This is a genomic window from Xanthomonas sacchari, from assembly GCF_040529065.1.
Taxonomy (GTDB): Bacteria; Pseudomonadota; Gammaproteobacteria; order Xanthomonadales; family Xanthomonadaceae; genus Xanthomonas_A; species Xanthomonas_A sacchari.
In genome coordinates, this window is sequence record NZ_CP132343.1 from 2,219,748 (window position 1) to 2,235,412 (window position 15,665).

Below are 15,665 nucleotides of genomic sequence, written 5' to 3' on the forward strand. Positions count from 1 at the left end.
GTCTGCGGCGGTTTTTTGCACGTCGCCGGTGTTCAGGGCGGGTGCGGGGGCTCCACGCTACGCTGGCCCTGGAAAAACCGCGACGTCGCCCACATCTTCGTCGCACGTCCCAAAGGAGTCCGCCATGAACGTTCGCAAGCTGTTGACCCTGGCCGCTCTGGTCGCCGCCGCGGTGGCCGTGCCGGTCGCGATGGCCCAGGCGCAGAGCGCCGATCCGGCCGCCTCCGGTGCCGCCGCCTACGAGGCGCAGGTCGCCAAGGAAAAGGCCGAGGCCGACGCCAAGGCCAAGCGCCGCGCCGCCGCGGCCGCCGAGCACAAGGCCGGCAAGGATGCGGCCGCGCCGAAGAAGGAAGAGGAAGAGGAAGCGCGCAAGCCCTGAGCCTGCGCACGGTTTCCTGCACACGACGCCCCGGTCGCCCGGGGCGTCGCTTTTTTGTGGGGCGGCTGTTGCGCAAAAGCGCTTGGGCAAATCCGCTTCACCCGTTAAACTATGGCTTTCCGGGAGGCCTTTGAGCCATGACCCCCCTGATCTTCGTTACCGGCGGCGTAGTGTCCTCGCTTGGCAAGGGCATCGCGGCCGCTTCGCTTGCGTCCATTCTCGAAGCACGTGGCCTGTCGGTCACGATGATGAAACTGGACCCCTACATCAACGTCGACCCGGGCACGATGAGCCCGTTCCAGCACGGCGAGGTGTACGTCACCGACGACGGTGCCGAGACCGACCTGGACCTGGGGCATTACGAGCGCTTCGTGCGCACGCGGCTGTCGCGCAAGAATTCGGTCACCACCGGGCGCATCTACGAGAACGTGATCCGCAAGGAGCGCCGCGGCGACTACCTCGGCGCCACCGTGCAGGTGATTCCGCACATCACCGACGAGATCCGGCGCTGCGTGGATGAAGCCACCGCCGGCTACGACGTGGCCCTGGTCGAGATCGGAGGTACCGTCGGTGACATCGAGTCGTTGCCGTTCCTGGAAGCGATCCGCCAGGTACGCACCGAACGTGGCGCCGAGAAGGCCATGTTCATGCACCTGACCCTGGTGCCGTACATCGCCGCGGCCGGCGAACTGAAGACCAAGCCGACCCAGCATTCGGTCAAGGAACTGCGCTCGATCGGCATCCAGCCGGACGTGCTGCTGTGCCGCTCGGAACAGGCGATTCCGGATTCGGAGCGGCGCAAGATCGCGCTGTTCACCAACGTCTCCGAGCGCGCGGTGATCAGTGCCGCCGACATCGACGTGCTCTACGGCATGCCGCTGGAGCTGCACCGGCAGGGCCTGGACGAGATCGTGATCGAGCAGTTCAAGCTGCGCGACAAGGTCGGCGCGGCCAACCTGTCGGAGTGGGAGGCGGTGGTCGATGCGATCAAGCATCCGCTCGACGAGGTCACCATCGCCGTGGTCGGCAAGTATGTGGACCACCAGGACGCGTACAAGTCGGTCGGCGAGGCGCTCAAGCACGGCGGCCTGCGCCAGCGCACCAAGGTCAACCTGAAGTGGCTGGAAGCGCAGGACCTGGAAGGCAGCGACATGGCGGCGCTGGCCGACGTGGACGGCATCCTGGTCCCGGGCGGCTTCGGCGACCGCGGCTTCGAAGGCAAGGTGCTGACCTCGCGCTATGCGCGCCAGCACGGCGTGCCGTACTTCGGCATCTGCTACGGCATGCAGGCCGCGGTGGTCGACTACGCGCGGCACGTCGCCGGGCTGGACGCGGCCAACAGCACCGAGAACGACCGGCAGTCGCCGTACCCGGTGATCGGCCTGATCACCGAGTGGCGCACCGCCAGCGGCGACGTGGAGAAGCGCGACGAGAAGTCCGACCTCGGCGGCACCATGCGCCTGGGCCTGCAGGAGCAGCGGCTCAAGCCGGGCACGCTTGCGCGCGAGCTGTACGGCAAGGACGTGGTGGCCGAACGCCATCGCCACCGCTACGAGTTCAACAATCGCTACCGCACCCAGCTCGAGGACGCGGGCCTGGTGATTGCCGCCAAGTCGATGGACGACACCCTGGTGGAGATGGTGGAACTGCCGCGCGAGACGCATCCGTGGTTCCTGGCCTGCCAGGCGCACCCGGAATTCCTGTCCACGCCGCGCGACGGCCATCCGTTGTTCATCGGCTTCGTGCGCGCTGCGCGCGAGCGCAGGGCCGGAGGCAAGTTGCTGAAGGAAGCGGTTGCCCAATGATTGAGGACGACTACAAGATCCTGCTGCGCAGGATCCTGAAAGACCCTGAAACCGAAGCGTTCGTCAAAGATATCGTCCTTAACAGACCGCTGGTTTTCGAATCTTCCGACGGTTCCAATACGCTCGATATCGCAGCCAGTGCGGTCGTTAACAATGCAACGTTCAACCTGTCGTCGGGAAGCATCAAGATCGAGGACTGGGCGTTTTTTGGCCACGAAGTGAAATTGCTGACTGGCAGTCATGATGCAACTCGGTTCGACCGAGAGCGGCAAACGAGCATTCCGCAAAAAGGTCGCGATATCGTTGTAAAGCGGGGTGCATGGATCTGTACGGGGGCGATCCTTGTAGGTCCCTGCATCATCGGCGAGCACGCGGTGGTCGCTGCCGGAGCGGTAGTGACTCACGACGTTCCCGCCTTTGCGGTAGTTGGCGGCGCGCCAGCCAAGCTCATCAAAATGCTGGATGGAGCAGTGCATGAAAATTGATGGCAGTATGAAACTGTGTGGCTTCGACGTAGGCCTGGACCAGCCGCTGTTCCTGATCGCCGGCCCGTGCGTGATCGAGTCGATGCAACTGCAGCTCGACGTCGCCGGCAGGCTCAAGGAGATCACCGGCCGGCTGGGCATCAACTTCATCTTCAAGTCCAGCTTCGACAAGGCCAACCGCACCTCCGGCACCAGCTTCCGCGGCCCCGGCCTGGAAGAAGGGCTGAAGGTGCTGGAGGCGGTGAAGACCCAGATCGGCGTGCCGGTGCTGACCGACGTGCACGAGTACACGCCGATGCACGAGGTGGCGGCGGTGGTGGACGTGCTGCAGACGCCGGCGTTCCTGGTGCGGCAGACCGATTTCATCAAGAACGTGTGCGCCGCCGGCAAGCCGGTCAACATCAAGAAGGGCCAGTTCCTGTCGCCGTGGGACATGAAGCCGGTGGTGGAGAAGGCCAAGTCCACCGGCAACGAGCAGATCATGGTCTGCGAGCGCGGCGCCAGCTTCGGCTACAACAACCTGGTCAGCGACATGCGCTCGCTGAGCGTGATGCGCGAGACCGGCTGCCCGGTGGTGTTCGACGCCACCCATTCGGTGCAGTTGCCGGGCGGGCAGGGCGGCAGTTCCGGCGGCCAGCGCGAGTTCGTGCCGGTGCTGGCGCGCGCGGCGGTGGCGGTTGGCGTGGCTGGCGTGTTCGCCGAGACGCACCCGGATCCGTCCAAGGCGCTGTCCGACGGCCCCAACGCGTGGCCGTTGGACCAGATGGAAGCGCTGCTGGAAACGCTGATGGAACTGGACGCGGTCACCAAGAAGCACGGGTTCTCGCGCTTCGCCTGACGTGCGCATGGTGTCGACCTCGTCGCCTCGCTGCGGCCGGTCGTGGGGCCTGGCCGCGTTGCTGCTGGCGCTGCTGGCCTGGCTCGCCCTGATCGGCACGGTCCTGTGCTTCCTCGCCAGCATCGGCGTGCCTGGCGATGGCGACAACGCCATCCGGGCCATGCGCCCGTGGATCCTCACCTCGCTGGGCGTGCTGGCGGTCTCCGCACCGGGCGGGCTGCTCGCCGCGGTGCAGGGCTGGCGATTGCGGCGGGGACGCGTCTGTGCGGTCATCGCGGCCGCGCTGCTGGCGCTGCTGCTGATCGTGGCGATCCCCCTGTCCGCGATCCTCCGCTGAGCCGCCTTATCGGCGTGATTTGGCAAGTGATGGGCCGGCGGGGATAATCATGCGGCATTCGTTCCCCGCCCCCTCTCCTGACAGGTAACCGGCCCGCCCATGAGTACGATCCGCAGCATCCACGCCCGTGAAATCCTCGACAGCCGCGGCAATCCCACGCTGGAAGCCGATGTCATCCTGGAGGACGGTTCGTTCGGTCGTGCCGCGGTGCCCTCGGGCGCGTCCACCGGCACCAAGGAAGCGGTCGAGCTGCGCGACGGCGACAAGACCCGCTACCTGGGCAAGGGTGTGCGCAAGGCGGTGGAAAACGTCAACACCACCATCGCCAGCGCGCTGAAGGGCTTCGACGCCGCCGACCAGCAGGGCCTGGACCGCCGCCTGATCGACCTGGACGGCACCGAGAACAAGGGCCGCCTGGGCGCCAACGCGCTGCTCGGCGTCTCGCTCGCCAACGCGCATGCCATTGCCGCCTCGCGCAAGCAGCCGCTGTGGCAGTCGCTGGCCGCAGGCAACACCGCCAACCTGGCGCTGCCGGTGCCGATGATGAACATCATCAACGGTGGCGCGCATGCCGACAACAACGTCGATTTCCAGGAATTCATGGTGCTGCCGGTCGGCGCCGCCTCGTTCTCCGAGGCGCTGCGCGCCGGCACCGAGATCTTCCATGCGCTGAAGTCGGTGCTGAAGGGCCACGGCCTGTCCACCGCGGTCGGCGACGAGGGCGGCTTCGCCCCGGACTTCCGCAGCAACATCGAAGCGCTGGACACCATCCTCGAAGCGATCGGCAAGGCCGGCTACACCGCCGGCGAGGACGTGCTGCTGGGCCTGGACGTGGCCTCCAGCGAGTTCTACGACAACGGCAAGTACCACCTGGTCGGCGAGGGCAAGCGCCTGACCAGCGAGCAGTTCGTCGACTTCCTCGCCGACTGGGCCGCGCAGTACCCGATCGTCAGCATCGAGGACGGCCTGGCCGAGGACGACTGGGCCGGCTGGAAGCTGCTCACCGACCGCATCGGCAGCAAGGTGCAACTGGTCGGCGACGACCTGTTCGTGACCAACCCGAAGATCTTCAAGCAGGGCATCGAGTCCGGCACCGCCAACGCGATCCTGATCAAGGTCAACCAGATCGGCACCCTGACCGAGACCCTGGAAGCCATCGCCATGGCCGACAAGGCCGGCTACGCGGCCATCGTCTCGCACCGTTCCGGCGAGACCGAGGACACCACCATCGCCGACATCGCCGTGGCCACCACCGCCACCCAGATCAAGACCGGCTCGCTGTGCCGCAGCGATCGCGTGGCCAAGTACAACCAGCTGCTGCGCATCGAGGAAGCGCTGGGCAGTGCCGCGCGCTACGCCGGGCGCGACGCTTTCGTCTCGCTCAAGCGATAAGCCGTGCGCAACTGGCGCTGGCTGCTGCTGGTGCTGGCGGGACTGCTGGCGTGGCTGCAGTACCGTTTCTGGCTCGGCCCGGGCAATTCCGGCGAAGTGCTGGTGCTCGAAAGCCAGGTCGAGCACCAGAAGCGCGACAACGAAGGACTGCAGCAACGCAACGCCGCGCTCGCCGCCGAGGTCAAGGACCTCAAGGACGGCGAGGCGGCGATCGAGGAGCGCGCGCGTAGCGAACTAGGCATGATCAAGCCGGGCGAAAAGTTCTACCGCGTGGTCGAGAACGCGCCGGTGTCGACGCCGGCCGGCACGGCCGCGGGCGCGCAGCCTGCGCCCGTCACCCCGGCGCCGGGCGAGCAACCCTGATGGCCACGGTCTGGGCCGTGGTCCCGGCGGCCGGCCGCGGCACCCGTTTCGGCGGCGCCACGCCCAAGCAGTATCTGCAGGCGGGTGGGCGTCCGTTGCTGGCGCATGCATTGGAAGCGTTGCTGGCGCATCCGGCGGTGGCCGGGGCGATGGTGGCGCTGGGCGCCGAAGATGCGCAGTGGCCGGGCTGGACCGAACTGGCCGGCAAGCCGGTGCTGACCTGCCTGGGCGCCGGCAGCCGTGCCGGCTCGGTGCTGGCCGCGCTGCACGCCTTGCCGGAGTCGGTGAAGGCGGACGATTTCGTGCTGGTGCACGATGCGGCGCGACCGAACCTGGCGCTGGCCGACCTGGACCGGCTGCTGGAGGCGGGACGCGGCGATCCGGTCGGCGCGATCCTGGCCGCGCCGGTGCGCGACACGCTCAAGCGTGCCGGCGACGACGGCGGCATCGACGGCACCGAACCGCGCGAGCGCCTGTGGCGCGCGCTGACCCCGCAGTTGTTCCGGCGCATGCAACTTAGCCGCGCGCTGGAGCAGGCCGCCGCGGCCGGCGTGGAGGTCACCGACGACGCCATGGCGATGGAGTTGCTGGGGCTGCGGCCGCTGCTGGTGGAAGGCGCCGAAGACAACTTCAAGGTCACCACCCCGGCCGATCTGGCGCGGTTCGAGTTCGAACTGTTCCAGCGCGCGCGGCAGTCGTGATGCGCCTGCCGTTGGATGCGGCCGCCGTGGCGCGGCGCGTGCTCCGTCCTTTTTCATTTTTCGTGGGATGTCTCCATGCCAATGTCTGAACTTCCCCGCATCCGCATCGGCCAGGGCTACGACGTCCATGCCTTCGGCGAGGGCGATCACCTCATGCTCGGCGGCGTGCGCGTGGCGCACGAGCGCGGCGTGCTCGCCCACAGCGACGGCGACGTGGTGATCCACGCCCTGTGCGACGCCTTGCTTGGCGCGCTGGCGCTGGGCGACATCGGCCAGCATTTCCCGCCGTCCGATCCGCGCTGGAAGGGCGCCGATAGCGCGCAGTTCCTCGATCACTGCGTGGGCCTGCTGCACGCGCGCGGCTGGCGCGTGGGCAATGCCGACGTCACCGTGATCTGCGAACGGCCCAAGGTCGGCCCGCATGCGCAGGCGATGCGCGAACGCCTGGCGGCGCTTTTGCAGGTCGAACTGGACTGCGTCAGCGTCAAGGCCACCACCAGCGAGAAGCTGGGCTTCACCGGCCGCGGCGAGGGCATCGCGGCGCAGGCGGTGGCCTTGCTGGTGGCGCTGTGAGCGAGCTGCCGCGCGCGTTCGGGCCCGCGCCCCTGCAGGCGCGCATGCGCTGCAGCGCCGAGGATTTCCAGGTCGATGAAGTGCCGGCGTTCGCGCCCAGCGGCGAAGGCGAGCACCTGTTACTGACGGTGCGCAAGCGCGGCATGAACACCGCCTTCGCCGCGCGCCGCCTGGCGCAGTGGGCCGGGGTGGCGGAACTGGCGATCGGCTATGCCGGCATGAAGGACCGGCATGCGGTCACCACCCAGCGCTTCTCGGTGCATCTGCCCAAGCGCGTGGCGCCGTCCCTGGACAGCCTGCAGGACGCGGACCTGCAGGTGCTGGAGTCGCACTGGCACAACCGCAAGCTGCCGCGCGGCGCGCTGGCCGGCAACGGCTTCGTGCTGGTGCTGCGCGAGGTGCGTGGCGAGCGCGCGGCGATCGAGGCGCGGCTCGCGCAGATCGCGGCGCGCGGGATTCCCAACTGGTTCGGCGAACAGCGCTTCGGTCGCGACGGCGGCAACGTCGGCGCCGCACTGGCGATGTTCGGCGGTCGCCGGGTGCGGCGCGAGCAGCGCTCGCTGCTGCTGTCGGCGGCCCGCTCGGAATTATTCAACCGGGTGCTGGCCGCACGCGTGGCTGCCGGCAACTGGGACAGCGCGCTGGACGGCGAAGTGTGGATGCTCGACGGCAGCCGCAGCGTGTTCGGTCCGGAGCCGTGGTCGGAGGCGCTGGCCGAGCGCCTGCAGCGCTTCGACATCCATCCGTCGGCGCCGCTGTGGGGTGCCGGCGAACTGCGCAGCGCCGAGGCGGCGCGTGCCCTGGAACTGGCCGCACTGGACGAGGCCGTCGCGCTGCGCCTGCGCGAAGGCCTGGAGCGCGAGGGCCTGAAGCAAGAGCGCCGAGCGACCCGCCTGCGCGTGGCCGACCTGCAGTGGCGCTGGCTGGACGGGCAGGGCGACGCGCTCGAACTGCGTTTCGCCCTGCCGCCGGGCAGCTACGCCACCGCGTTGCTGCACGAACTCGGCCAGGTCGAGGAAGCGCCGCAGGCGTCCAGCGAGGCCTGAGCGTGGTCACATCCGCCACGCCGGCCGCGAGGCCCTAGAACCGGTAGCTGCCGGTCAGCAGCAGGCTGCGCCCCTCCGGCAGCGGCACGAAGGTCTCGTCGAATTCGTCGGCGTACAGCCGCCGATCGAAGACATTGCGCATGCCCACGGTCACGCCCCAGGTCTCCGTGTGATAGGACACATTCGCGTCCACGCTGGCCTGCCCGGGAATCTTGAAATAGCCGCCGGCCAGGCAGCGGCCGAGGGTGTGATCGCGCGCGAGGATGCCGCCTGCCACCCCCCAGCCGCTCCAGCGGCTGTCCTGGAACTGGTAGCTGCTCCACAGGGTGAAGCGCGTGCGCGGCACGCCGGTGGTCGGCGTACCGTCGCGCCGGCCGATGCGGGCCAGCGCCAGGCTACTGCTCAGTTCCAGGCCGGGGGCGAGGGTGCCGACGAAATCCACGTCCAGCCCGCGGTTGCTCTGGCTGTCGATCGGCCTGGCGAAGTACGACGGATGCGCCAGCACCAGATCGAAACTGCGGTCGACGGTGATCTGGTAGTAGGCGGCGCTGAGCCGCGCCCGGTGGTCGAACAGATCGACCTTCGCACCGACCTCCACCTGCCGCGACAACGCGGGCGGCAGCGGCCGGCCGTTCTTGCCGAGCACGGCGCTCGGCGCAAAGCCGTTCATGGTGCTGGCGTACAGCGACGCCTCGGGGGTCAGTTTGTAGACCACGCCGACGTTGGGCACCCAGCGGCGCCGGCGCAACTGGCGCAGCTTGCCCCTGGCGTCGTAGCTGGAAATCTCGTACGCCGAACGGCGCAGCGCCAGCAGCACGTCCCAGCGCTCGCCCATGCTGATCTGGTCCTGCAGCAGGATGCCGCTGCGGCTCGACCAGGGGCTGCCTGGGGAATGCCGGATGCCGCGCTGCGAACGCGGCCAGTGCACCGGACCCAGCCGCTCGTCGCCGAACACATCGTAGCGGTTGCGGTGCATCCGGATGAAGTAATCGCTGCTGCCAAGGCGCGCGCGCGTGTAATCCAGGCCGAGGGTCACGGTCTGCTGCAGCGGCCCGTCGCCGAAGCTGCCGACCAGGTCGTTCTGGATGGTGGAGTACGCCGTTGTATTGCGGTAGGCCTCGGCATAGGCGCGCACGATGCCGTTCTGCGACGGCGACAACATGCCCCAGTTGCGCGCGTCGACGGCCTGGGTCACGTACTGGCCGCGGCTGCGCAGTTGCCAGCGGTCGCTGAGGCGCTGATCGAACAGGTAGTAGGCGCGCTGGGTGCGGTAGGCGGTGTGGTCCTGCGGGTTGCCCAGGCGCAAGGTTCTGGGCGTCATCGCCGACACGCGGTTGCCGAGCAGCAGCGCATGGTCGGCGGCCGGCTGGCGATCGATCACGCGCTGCACGCCGAGTACCAGGCGGTTGACGTCTCCTTGCCAGGCGATGGACGGGGCCAGGTAGGCGGCGTTGCGCGGGCCGTAGCCTTGCGCCGTGGAATCGGCATGCTGGCCGGAGACGACGAGCCGGTAGCTCAGCGGCGTGGTGCCGATCGGCCCGGTCGCATCGAGGCCGGCCTGCACGTCGCCGCGTTCGCCGAGGATGTAGCTGAGTTCACGCCTGGGCGTGCGCAGCGGTTGCTTGGTGACGACGTTGATCAGCCCGCTCATGTCGCCGCCGTTGCTGTCGCCGAGGATCGATTCCGGCCCCTTGAGCACCTCGACCCGCTCCACGCCGATCATCGGCGGATAGCCACCGAGCCCGACGAAGCTGTTCGGCATTCCGTCGGTCATGCCGTTGCCGGTGTAGATGCCGCGGATCTTGAACAGCGGCGCGCGCAACGGGTTTTCGATCTGCTGCACGCTGGCCACGTTGCGCAATGCGTCGGCGACGGTGCGCACCTGTTGCGATGCCAGCAGGTGTGGGGCGACCACGTTCACCGACTGCGGCACGGCGATGGAATCGGCGGCATAACGCAGCGCGTCGCTGGCATAGGCAGGCACGTCGCCCATGGCGTGCTCGGTCAGCGCCGCGGCGTCGACCTGTTCCAGCAGCTTGGGTGGCGTGCCGGCGCGGTGCGCATCGGCGGCGTCCGCAGGATCGACCGGCGCCGTGGCGGCGGGGGTGACCGCCACCGTGTTCGCATCGAGCATGCGGTACGCGAGGCCACTGGATTGCAGCAGGCGCTGCAGCGCCGCGTCCGCGGTGAACACGCCTTGCAGCCCGTCGCTGCGCAACCCGGACAGGGTCGGGCTGGCGGTGAGGACCTGCACCTTGGCCTGCTTGCCGAATGCGATCAGCGCCGTGGACAGCGCCTGCGGCGGGATCGAGAACACGATCTGGCGTGCGTCGGACGGGAGGGGCGCGGCTGGAGCTTGGTTCCAGGTTGCGAGCGGCAGCGCCAGGCTGCCGCAGATGATCACTCGCCTCAGCCCACGCACTGCACTTCGCCCCCCAGCGGAAGCGCGAATTATGCCATGCGCGGCTTCGCCGACGCGGTGCCTGGTCCGTCATGCCACCACCGCCGCCCCGGCGAAACTGGGCGGGGTAGGGCCGGGGAGGCGCGGCCTAGCGGCGGCTCAGCACGATTTCGTCCTTGCCCTGGCGTACCCGCAGCGGGAACACCTGCGGCAGGGCGTCGATCCATTGCGCGGTCGCCTGGGTGTCGACCGTACCGGTGAAGCTCAGCCGCGCCAGCTCCGGGTCGGCCAGGCGCAGCGGGCGGTCGCTGTAGCGGTTGACCCTGGCGATGACCGTGTCCAGCGGCGTATCGACGAACTCCAGCCGGTGATCGCGCCAGGCAGTGGCCTGTGCCACGTCGATCTGGCTGACCTGCAGCGTGGGCCTGGCCGGATCGTAGGACACGCGTTGCCCGGCCACCGCTTCCAGTCCCCCGCTGCCGTCGGCCGGTACCTGGCCGGCGCCGTAGATGCGGACCCGGCCTTCGGTGACCGCGACCTCGACGCGTTCGCCGTCGCGGCTGACATCGAAGGCGGTGCCGACGTCCAGGATCGACACGCCGCCTGCGTCGACCACGAAGGGGCGCCCGGCGTGATGCGCCACTTCGAAGAAGGCCTCGCCGGCGATCAGGTCCACGTGGCGCTGCGCGGCGCTGAAGCGGGTGCTCAGCCGCGAGGCGCCGCCGAGCGCGATCTTCGATCCGTCCGCCAGCACGATGTCGTGGTGGCGGCTGATCGCGCTGCTGTAGACCTGGGTGACCGGCGGCGGGTGCAGTTGCCGCCAGACGAGGGCGCTGCCGAGCGCCAGCACGCCGATGCAGGCGGCGACCTGCAGCGGCCGCCAGCGCGCGCGCGGCGGCGCGAAGGTGCGGACCAGTTCGTCTCGCGTCGAGTGATCGAGCGTGCGCAACTCGCCGCCGAGCGCATTGATCCGTTCGAACGCCTGCAGGTGCCGCGGGTCGGCCTCCGTCCAGTCCAGCCAGCGCGCGACGGTGTCCTCATTGCTGTCGGGTGCGCGCAGCAGGGTCCACCAGCGCGCGGCGTCGTCGAGGATGTGCTTGTCGATGCCGCTGTCCATTACGGGATCTCCGCTTCGTCGAAGCGTTTGCGGCAATGCGCGAGCGCGTTGGCCACATGGTAGCGGACCATCCGTTCGCTCACGTTCATCGCCTTGGCGATCATGCCGAAGTCCTTGCCTTCGATCACGTGCAGCACGAAGGCGCGGCTGGTCTTGGCCGGAAGTTCCTGCAGCGCCCGGGTCAGCGCGCGCAGTTGCTCACTGGCCGTGGCGTGACGCTCCGGAATCGGCGGGAGCGGCAGGTCATGCTCCGGCAGCTCCACCGCCGCGTTTTCGCGGACCTTGCGCATGCGCAGCCGGTCTACCGCCAGGTTCGAGGCGACATGGAACAGATAGGCGCGCGGCGATGTCAGCGCGTCCGGACGCTCAAGGGTAACGATGCGCATGTACGCCTCCTGGGCCACGTCCTGCGCGTCCGCCATCGAGCCGAGCTTGCACTGTAGGAAGGCGAGCAGGGCGCGGTGATGTTCCTTGAACAACGCGTCGACGTGATGCGCCTGTGCCCGCTCCGGCGACGGCGCGCCTTCGGTGTGCTCGGCCCGGCTCACGAATGCTGGTGCTCCTGCAGGGAAGCGGCCGCGGCAGTATAGCCAGGCTCACTGGCCGCCACGCGGCGCGGTGGCGCACGCGGTCGGCAGCGCGGCGGCCAGCAGGCCCTCGGCATGCGCGCGCAATGCCTCGCGGCGGCGAAACGCCGCGCGGTGCTGGCTGGGCACATCGGCCGCGGTCTTGCGCGCCGGGGTCAGTGGCAACGCGAACCAGCCATCGGCAATGGGCGTACCGCCTTGCTCGATCCAGAACGCGTCGTAGTCGGACAGGAACACGTCTCGCTTGCGCTGCAGCGGATGCGCGCCATTGCAGACGGCACGGATCGCGTTCGCGCCGAGGCGCTCGGCGAAGGTGCAGGCCAGGGACAGCATCAGTTGCTTGGGCCGCAGCCCGTGCATCTGCTTGGTCAGCGCGCGCACCACGTCGCGGGCGTCGGCACCCTTGGGGCCCTGCAGGCAACCGATCAGCACCGTCGGATGGGCAGCGTCGCCGGTCAAGGTCAGCACCAGGCGATACAGCTCGCGTCCCGCCGCGTCGCTGAGCTGCAGCCACAGTTCGCCTTCGCAGCTCATCGGCGCCGGCGGCAGCAGCGACAGCGTCAGCGCGCTGCCATCGTGCAGCGGCAGCGTCCCCAGGTCCGCCTGGCCGTGCCGGTAGATGGCGTCGAACAACCCGGCCGGCAGGCGCTCGAGCATCAGGCGATAGTGCTGCCGGAGGTGGTGCAGCCGCGCCTTGCTGTCCCAGCGTGTGTTGACGAAACGGTGCAGGTGGCGCTCGAGCAGGCGCGGATCGCGCTCGGCATAGCCGCGCATCCGCGGATCGCGGCGCAGTTCGTCGAGGAAACGCAGATGCGTGGCAGGCATGCACAGCGCACGCAGCATGTACTTGGTGGCCTTGATCCCGCGCTGCACCGGGTTGCCGTGCCAGTCGGTCCGCCCCTGGAACGAGCCCAGGAACAGCGGCCACCAGCGGGCCGGTGCGGCGCTGCCGCTCGGCCGGGGCGGCGGCGCCGGCCGGGCCGGGCGCGCCGACGCCGACTCGAACGCCGCGGCGCTCGCGGAAACGTCCACCAGATCAGTGGGTTGCAGGAGGAATTCGGTGGTTGCGTCGGTCACGTTCGGCTCGCAGAGGGGCGGTACTCTCTGACAAGACGTTTCAGCGGGCGAAAATTGAAATGCGTGCGCTCGTCGGGTGATCGCGTCCGCGCGTATGACGTCCTAGCCTGACCGGACCTTTGCCGGGCACGCCGCAGGTGCGCGCGACGGCACGTCGATGCACCGATGCAGGAGCGGCTTCAGCCGCGATGGGCTTTCCCGTTCAAGCCGGTCGCGGCTGAAGCCGCTCCTGCGCAACTGTTACAGATCCGTGCGCGATGGCGGCTTCCGCGTGGACACGGTCCGGCCGGCGATCTCGGTGGCGCGTCGATCTTCCCTCGATCCGCGCCACCGCGCCGCGGCTACGGCACCGCTCAGCGCCGCGCCAACAGCACCAGCATCGCGCCGGTGCCGCCTTGCGCGGTCGGCGCCGAATGGAAAGCCAGCACGTCGTTGCGCTGGCGCAGCAGGCGGTCCACCAGGTTCTTCAGCAGCGGCACGCCGCCGGATTGCAGGCCCTTGCCGTGGACGATGCGTACGCAGCCGAACTCGTGCGCGTGCGCCTCGGCCAGAAACTGCCTTAGCAGCGCCTCGGCCTGCGCAGCGGTGGCGCCGTGCAGGTCCAGTTCGTCCTGGGCCGAGAACTGGCCCTTGCGCAGGCGCTGGAACACCCGCGCCGGCAGATGCTCGCGGCGGTAGCTGGCCACGTCGCCGGCTTCCAGCGGTGCGCTCTGGCGGAGCAACTGCTGGAACTCGCCTTGTGCCTCGGCGTCGTCGCGTTCGGCCATGCGTGCGCGCGGCCTGGGGCGCGGCTTGGGGTTGGCCGGCGGCGTCGCGTTGAGCGGGGCCACCTTGCCGATGGCCGCACGGAACAGGGCAGCGGGGTCTTCGTCGTCGGAATGCGCCATCCGCACAGCTTAGAACGTGCTGCGGGGTTTGAGGTGAGTGCGGGTGTCGCTGGCAGCGCCTGCGCCATGGCTCGCGGTCACGCTGCTTGCCGAGGACAGCGCCGCTGTTGACTGCCGCGCGAAGGCCGCCACCGCGATCGTCGGCGCGCCGTCAGCGACCTGGCCGGACGCATCCGGTATCATGCCCCGGTTTTCGAGGAGCACCATGCGCGTATTAGTGAGCAACGACGACGGCGTCGACGCCCCCGGCATCCGCATGCTGGCCGAGCAGTTGCGCGGCGCCGGCCACGAAGTGACGGTGGTCGCACCCGACCGCGACCGGTCCGGCGCCAGCAATTCGCTGACCCTGGATCTGCCGATCCGGCTCAAGCGCATCGATCATGACACCTGCAGCGTCGCCGGCACCCCGACCGACTGCGTGCATCTGGCGCTCACCGGCATGCTGGAGTTCGACCCGGACATCGTGGTCTCCGGCATCAACAATTCCGCCAATCTCGGCGACGACGTGATCTATTCCGGCACCGTCTCGGCGGCGATGGAAGGCCGCTTCCTCGGACTGCCCGCGGTGGCGGTGTCGCTGGTCACCCACAACCACGACCCCAAGCATTTCCAGACCGCTGCGCGCGCCGCGGTGGAGATCGTGGCCCAGCTCAAGGCCGATCCGCTGCCGGCCGACACCATCCTCAACGTCAATGTGCCCGACCTGCCGTGGCAGGAGATCAAGGGCTTCGAGGTCACCCGGCTCGGCAACCGCCACCGCTCCGAACCGTGCCTGCCGCAGACCGACCCGCGTGGCGCCACCGTGTACTGGATCGGCCCGGCCGGGCGCGAGCAGGACGCCGGCCCCGGTACCGATTTCCATGCGGTGCGCACCGGCTTCATCTCGATCACCCCGATCCAGGTCGATCTGACCCGCTATCAGGCGTTGGAAAAGGTTGCCAGCTGGGTCGGCGGCCTCACCGCCGCGCTGGACCGCCCGGCATGACCCCGCGGTTGCGCCTGCAGCCGGAAGCGATCGGCATCGGCATGACTTCGCAGCGCGTGCGCGACCGCCTGGTCGAGCGCCTGCGCGAAGCCGGCATCCGCGACGAGAGCGTGCTCAACGCGGTGCGCACCGTGCCGCGGCATCTGTTCATCGACGAGGCGTTGGCCTCGCGCGCCTACGAGGACACCGCGCTGCCGATCGGCCATGGCCAGACCATCTCGCAGCCGTGGGTGGTGGCGCGCATGACCGAGACGGTGCTGGAAGCGGCGCCGAAGAAGGTGCTGGAAGTGGGTACTGGTTCCGGCTACCAGGCGGCGATCCTAGCCGCGCTGGGCCTGGAGGTGCATACCGTCGAGCGCATCGGCGACCTGCTGCGGCAGGCGCGCAAGCGCTTCCGCCAGCTCGGCATGAACGTGCGCAGCAAGCACGACGACGGCCGCATCGGCTGGCCGGAGCATGGCCCGTTCGATGCCATCGTGGTCACCGCCGCGGCACCGGCGCTGGTCGATGCGCTGGTCGAACAGCTGGCGCCGGGCGGTTGCCTGGTGGCGCCGGTCGGCGGCCCGTCCGCGCAATCGCTGATCCGCCTGCGCCGCGCGGCCGACGGCCAGATCGAACAAGACGTCCTGGCGCCGGTGACCTTCGTCCCGTTGCTGTCAGGCATGCTGGATTGACCTTTCGGAGCCTCGCTG

18 protein-coding genes are annotated in these 15,665 nt (G+C 69.1%); 12 read left to right on the forward strand and 6 right to left on the reverse strand.

The window, feature by feature from the left end:
- The first annotated feature begins 124 nt into the window (after nt 1-124).
- The 10 genes from RAB71_RS09370 to truD all read left to right on the forward strand — a co-directional run bounded on the left by RAB71_RS09370 (nt 125) and on the right by truD (nt 7,919).
- Nucleotides 125-379: a hypothetical protein gene (locus RAB71_RS09370; RefSeq protein ID WP_010343426.1), complete on the forward strand. Its 255-nt coding sequence runs from the start codon at nt 125-127 to the stop codon at nt 377-379.
- 137 nt (nt 380-516) lie between these two features.
- A complete protein-coding gene (locus RAB71_RS09375; RefSeq protein WP_010343427.1) occupies nt 517-2,184 on the forward strand; it encodes a CTP synthase in 1,668 nt (555 codons plus the stop codon).
- Nucleotides 2,181-2,669: an acetyltransferase gene (locus RAB71_RS09380; RefSeq protein ID WP_010343428.1), complete on the forward strand. Its 489-nt coding sequence runs from the start codon at nt 2,181-2,183 to the stop codon at nt 2,667-2,669. Before RAB71_RS09375 ends, RAB71_RS09380 begins: the two co-directional genes overlap by 4 nt.
- 7 nt (nt 2,670-2,676) lie before the next feature.
- Nucleotides 2,677-3,507: a 3-deoxy-8-phosphooctulonate synthase gene (kdsA, locus tag RAB71_RS09385; RefSeq protein WP_010343429.1), complete on the forward strand. Its 831-nt coding sequence runs from the start codon at nt 2,677-2,679 to the stop codon at nt 3,505-3,507.
- Nucleotides 3,508-3,514: 7 nt separating this feature from the next.
- Entirely contained in the window at nt 3,515-3,844 is a 330-nt protein-coding gene (locus RAB71_RS09390; protein ID WP_010343430.1) for a hypothetical protein, read from the forward strand.
- A gap of 99 nt (nt 3,845-3,943) precedes the next feature.
- Nucleotides 3,944-5,236, forward strand: a complete 1,293-nt coding sequence (gene eno, locus RAB71_RS09395) for a phosphopyruvate hydratase (protein ID WP_010343432.1) — start codon at nt 3,944-3,946, stop codon at nt 5,234-5,236.
- A 3-nt stretch (nt 5,237-5,239) separates the two neighbouring features.
- Nucleotides 5,240-5,599 (forward strand): cell division protein FtsB, encoded by a 360-nt coding sequence (ftsB, locus tag RAB71_RS09400; protein WP_010343433.1) that lies wholly within the window; start codon nt 5,240-5,242, stop codon nt 5,597-5,599.
- A complete protein-coding gene (ispD, locus tag RAB71_RS09405) occupies nt 5,596-6,300 on the forward strand; it encodes a 2-C-methyl-D-erythritol 4-phosphate cytidylyltransferase (RefSeq protein WP_175300606.1) in 705 nt (234 codons plus the stop codon). Before ftsB ends, ispD begins: the two co-directional genes overlap by 4 nt.
- A gap of 81 nt (nt 6,301-6,381) precedes the next feature.
- On the forward strand, nt 6,382-6,873 hold the full coding sequence (gene ispF / locus RAB71_RS09410) for a 2-C-methyl-D-erythritol 2,4-cyclodiphosphate synthase (protein ID WP_010343435.1): 492 nt from the start codon (nt 6,382-6,384) through the stop codon (nt 6,871-6,873).
- On the forward strand, nt 6,870-7,919 hold the full coding sequence (gene truD, locus RAB71_RS09415; RefSeq protein WP_010343436.1) for a tRNA pseudouridine(13) synthase TruD: 1,050 nt from the start codon (nt 6,870-6,872) through the stop codon (nt 7,917-7,919). The genes ispF and truD overlap by 4 nt, the downstream gene beginning before the upstream one ends.
- Nucleotides 7,920-7,953: 34 nt before the next feature.
- Here the strand turns inward: truD and RAB71_RS09420 are convergent, their stop codons facing one another.
- From RAB71_RS09420 to RAB71_RS09445, 6 genes are all read right to left on the reverse strand, one after another.
- On the reverse strand, nt 7,954-10,236 hold the full coding sequence (locus RAB71_RS09420) for a TonB-dependent receptor (RefSeq protein ID WP_234006559.1): 2,283 nt from the start codon (nt 10,234-10,236) through the stop codon (nt 7,954-7,956).
- 232 nt (nt 10,237-10,468) lie between these two features.
- The gene (locus tag RAB71_RS09425; RefSeq protein WP_041500101.1) at nt 10,469-11,437 is read right to left on the reverse strand and encodes a FecR domain-containing protein; all 969 of its coding nucleotides are present in this window, start codon (nt 11,435-11,437) and stop codon (nt 10,469-10,471) included.
- Nucleotides 11,437-11,985 (reverse strand): RNA polymerase sigma factor, encoded by a 549-nt coding sequence (locus RAB71_RS09430; RefSeq protein WP_010343444.1) that lies wholly within the window; start codon nt 11,983-11,985, stop codon nt 11,437-11,439. Before RAB71_RS09430 ends, RAB71_RS09425 begins: the two co-directional genes overlap by 1 nt.
- 48 nt (nt 11,986-12,033) lie before the next feature.
- On the reverse strand, nt 12,034-13,101 hold the full coding sequence (locus RAB71_RS09435) for a DUF535 family protein (RefSeq protein ID WP_104609567.1): 1,068 nt from the start codon (nt 13,099-13,101) through the stop codon (nt 12,034-12,036).
- 353 nt (nt 13,102-13,454) lie between these two features.
- A complete protein-coding gene (locus tag RAB71_RS09440; protein ID WP_010341531.1) occupies nt 13,455-13,988 on the reverse strand; it encodes a Smr/MutS family protein in 534 nt (177 codons plus the stop codon).
- A 9-nt stretch (nt 13,989-13,997) separates the two neighbouring features.
- A complete protein-coding gene (locus RAB71_RS09445; protein WP_010341530.1) occupies nt 13,998-14,195 on the reverse strand; it encodes a hypothetical protein in 198 nt (65 codons plus the stop codon).
- On the opposite strand from RAB71_RS09445, the gene surE reads away from it, so the two are divergent.
- Together surE and RAB71_RS09455 are read left to right on the forward strand one after the other, a co-directional pair.
- Nucleotides 14,194-14,973: a 5'/3'-nucleotidase SurE gene (surE, locus tag RAB71_RS09450; RefSeq protein WP_010341529.1), complete on the forward strand. Its 780-nt coding sequence runs from the start codon at nt 14,194-14,196 to the stop codon at nt 14,971-14,973. The two genes, RAB71_RS09445 and surE, sit on opposite strands and share 2 nt — an antisense overlap.
- Complete coding sequence (locus RAB71_RS09455) at nt 14,970-15,647, forward strand: protein-L-isoaspartate(D-aspartate) O-methyltransferase (protein ID WP_010341528.1); 678 nt, start codon at nt 14,970-14,972, stop codon at nt 15,645-15,647. The genes surE and RAB71_RS09455 overlap by 4 nt, the downstream gene beginning before the upstream one ends.
- The last annotated feature ends 18 nt before the right edge of the window (nt 15,648-15,665 follow it).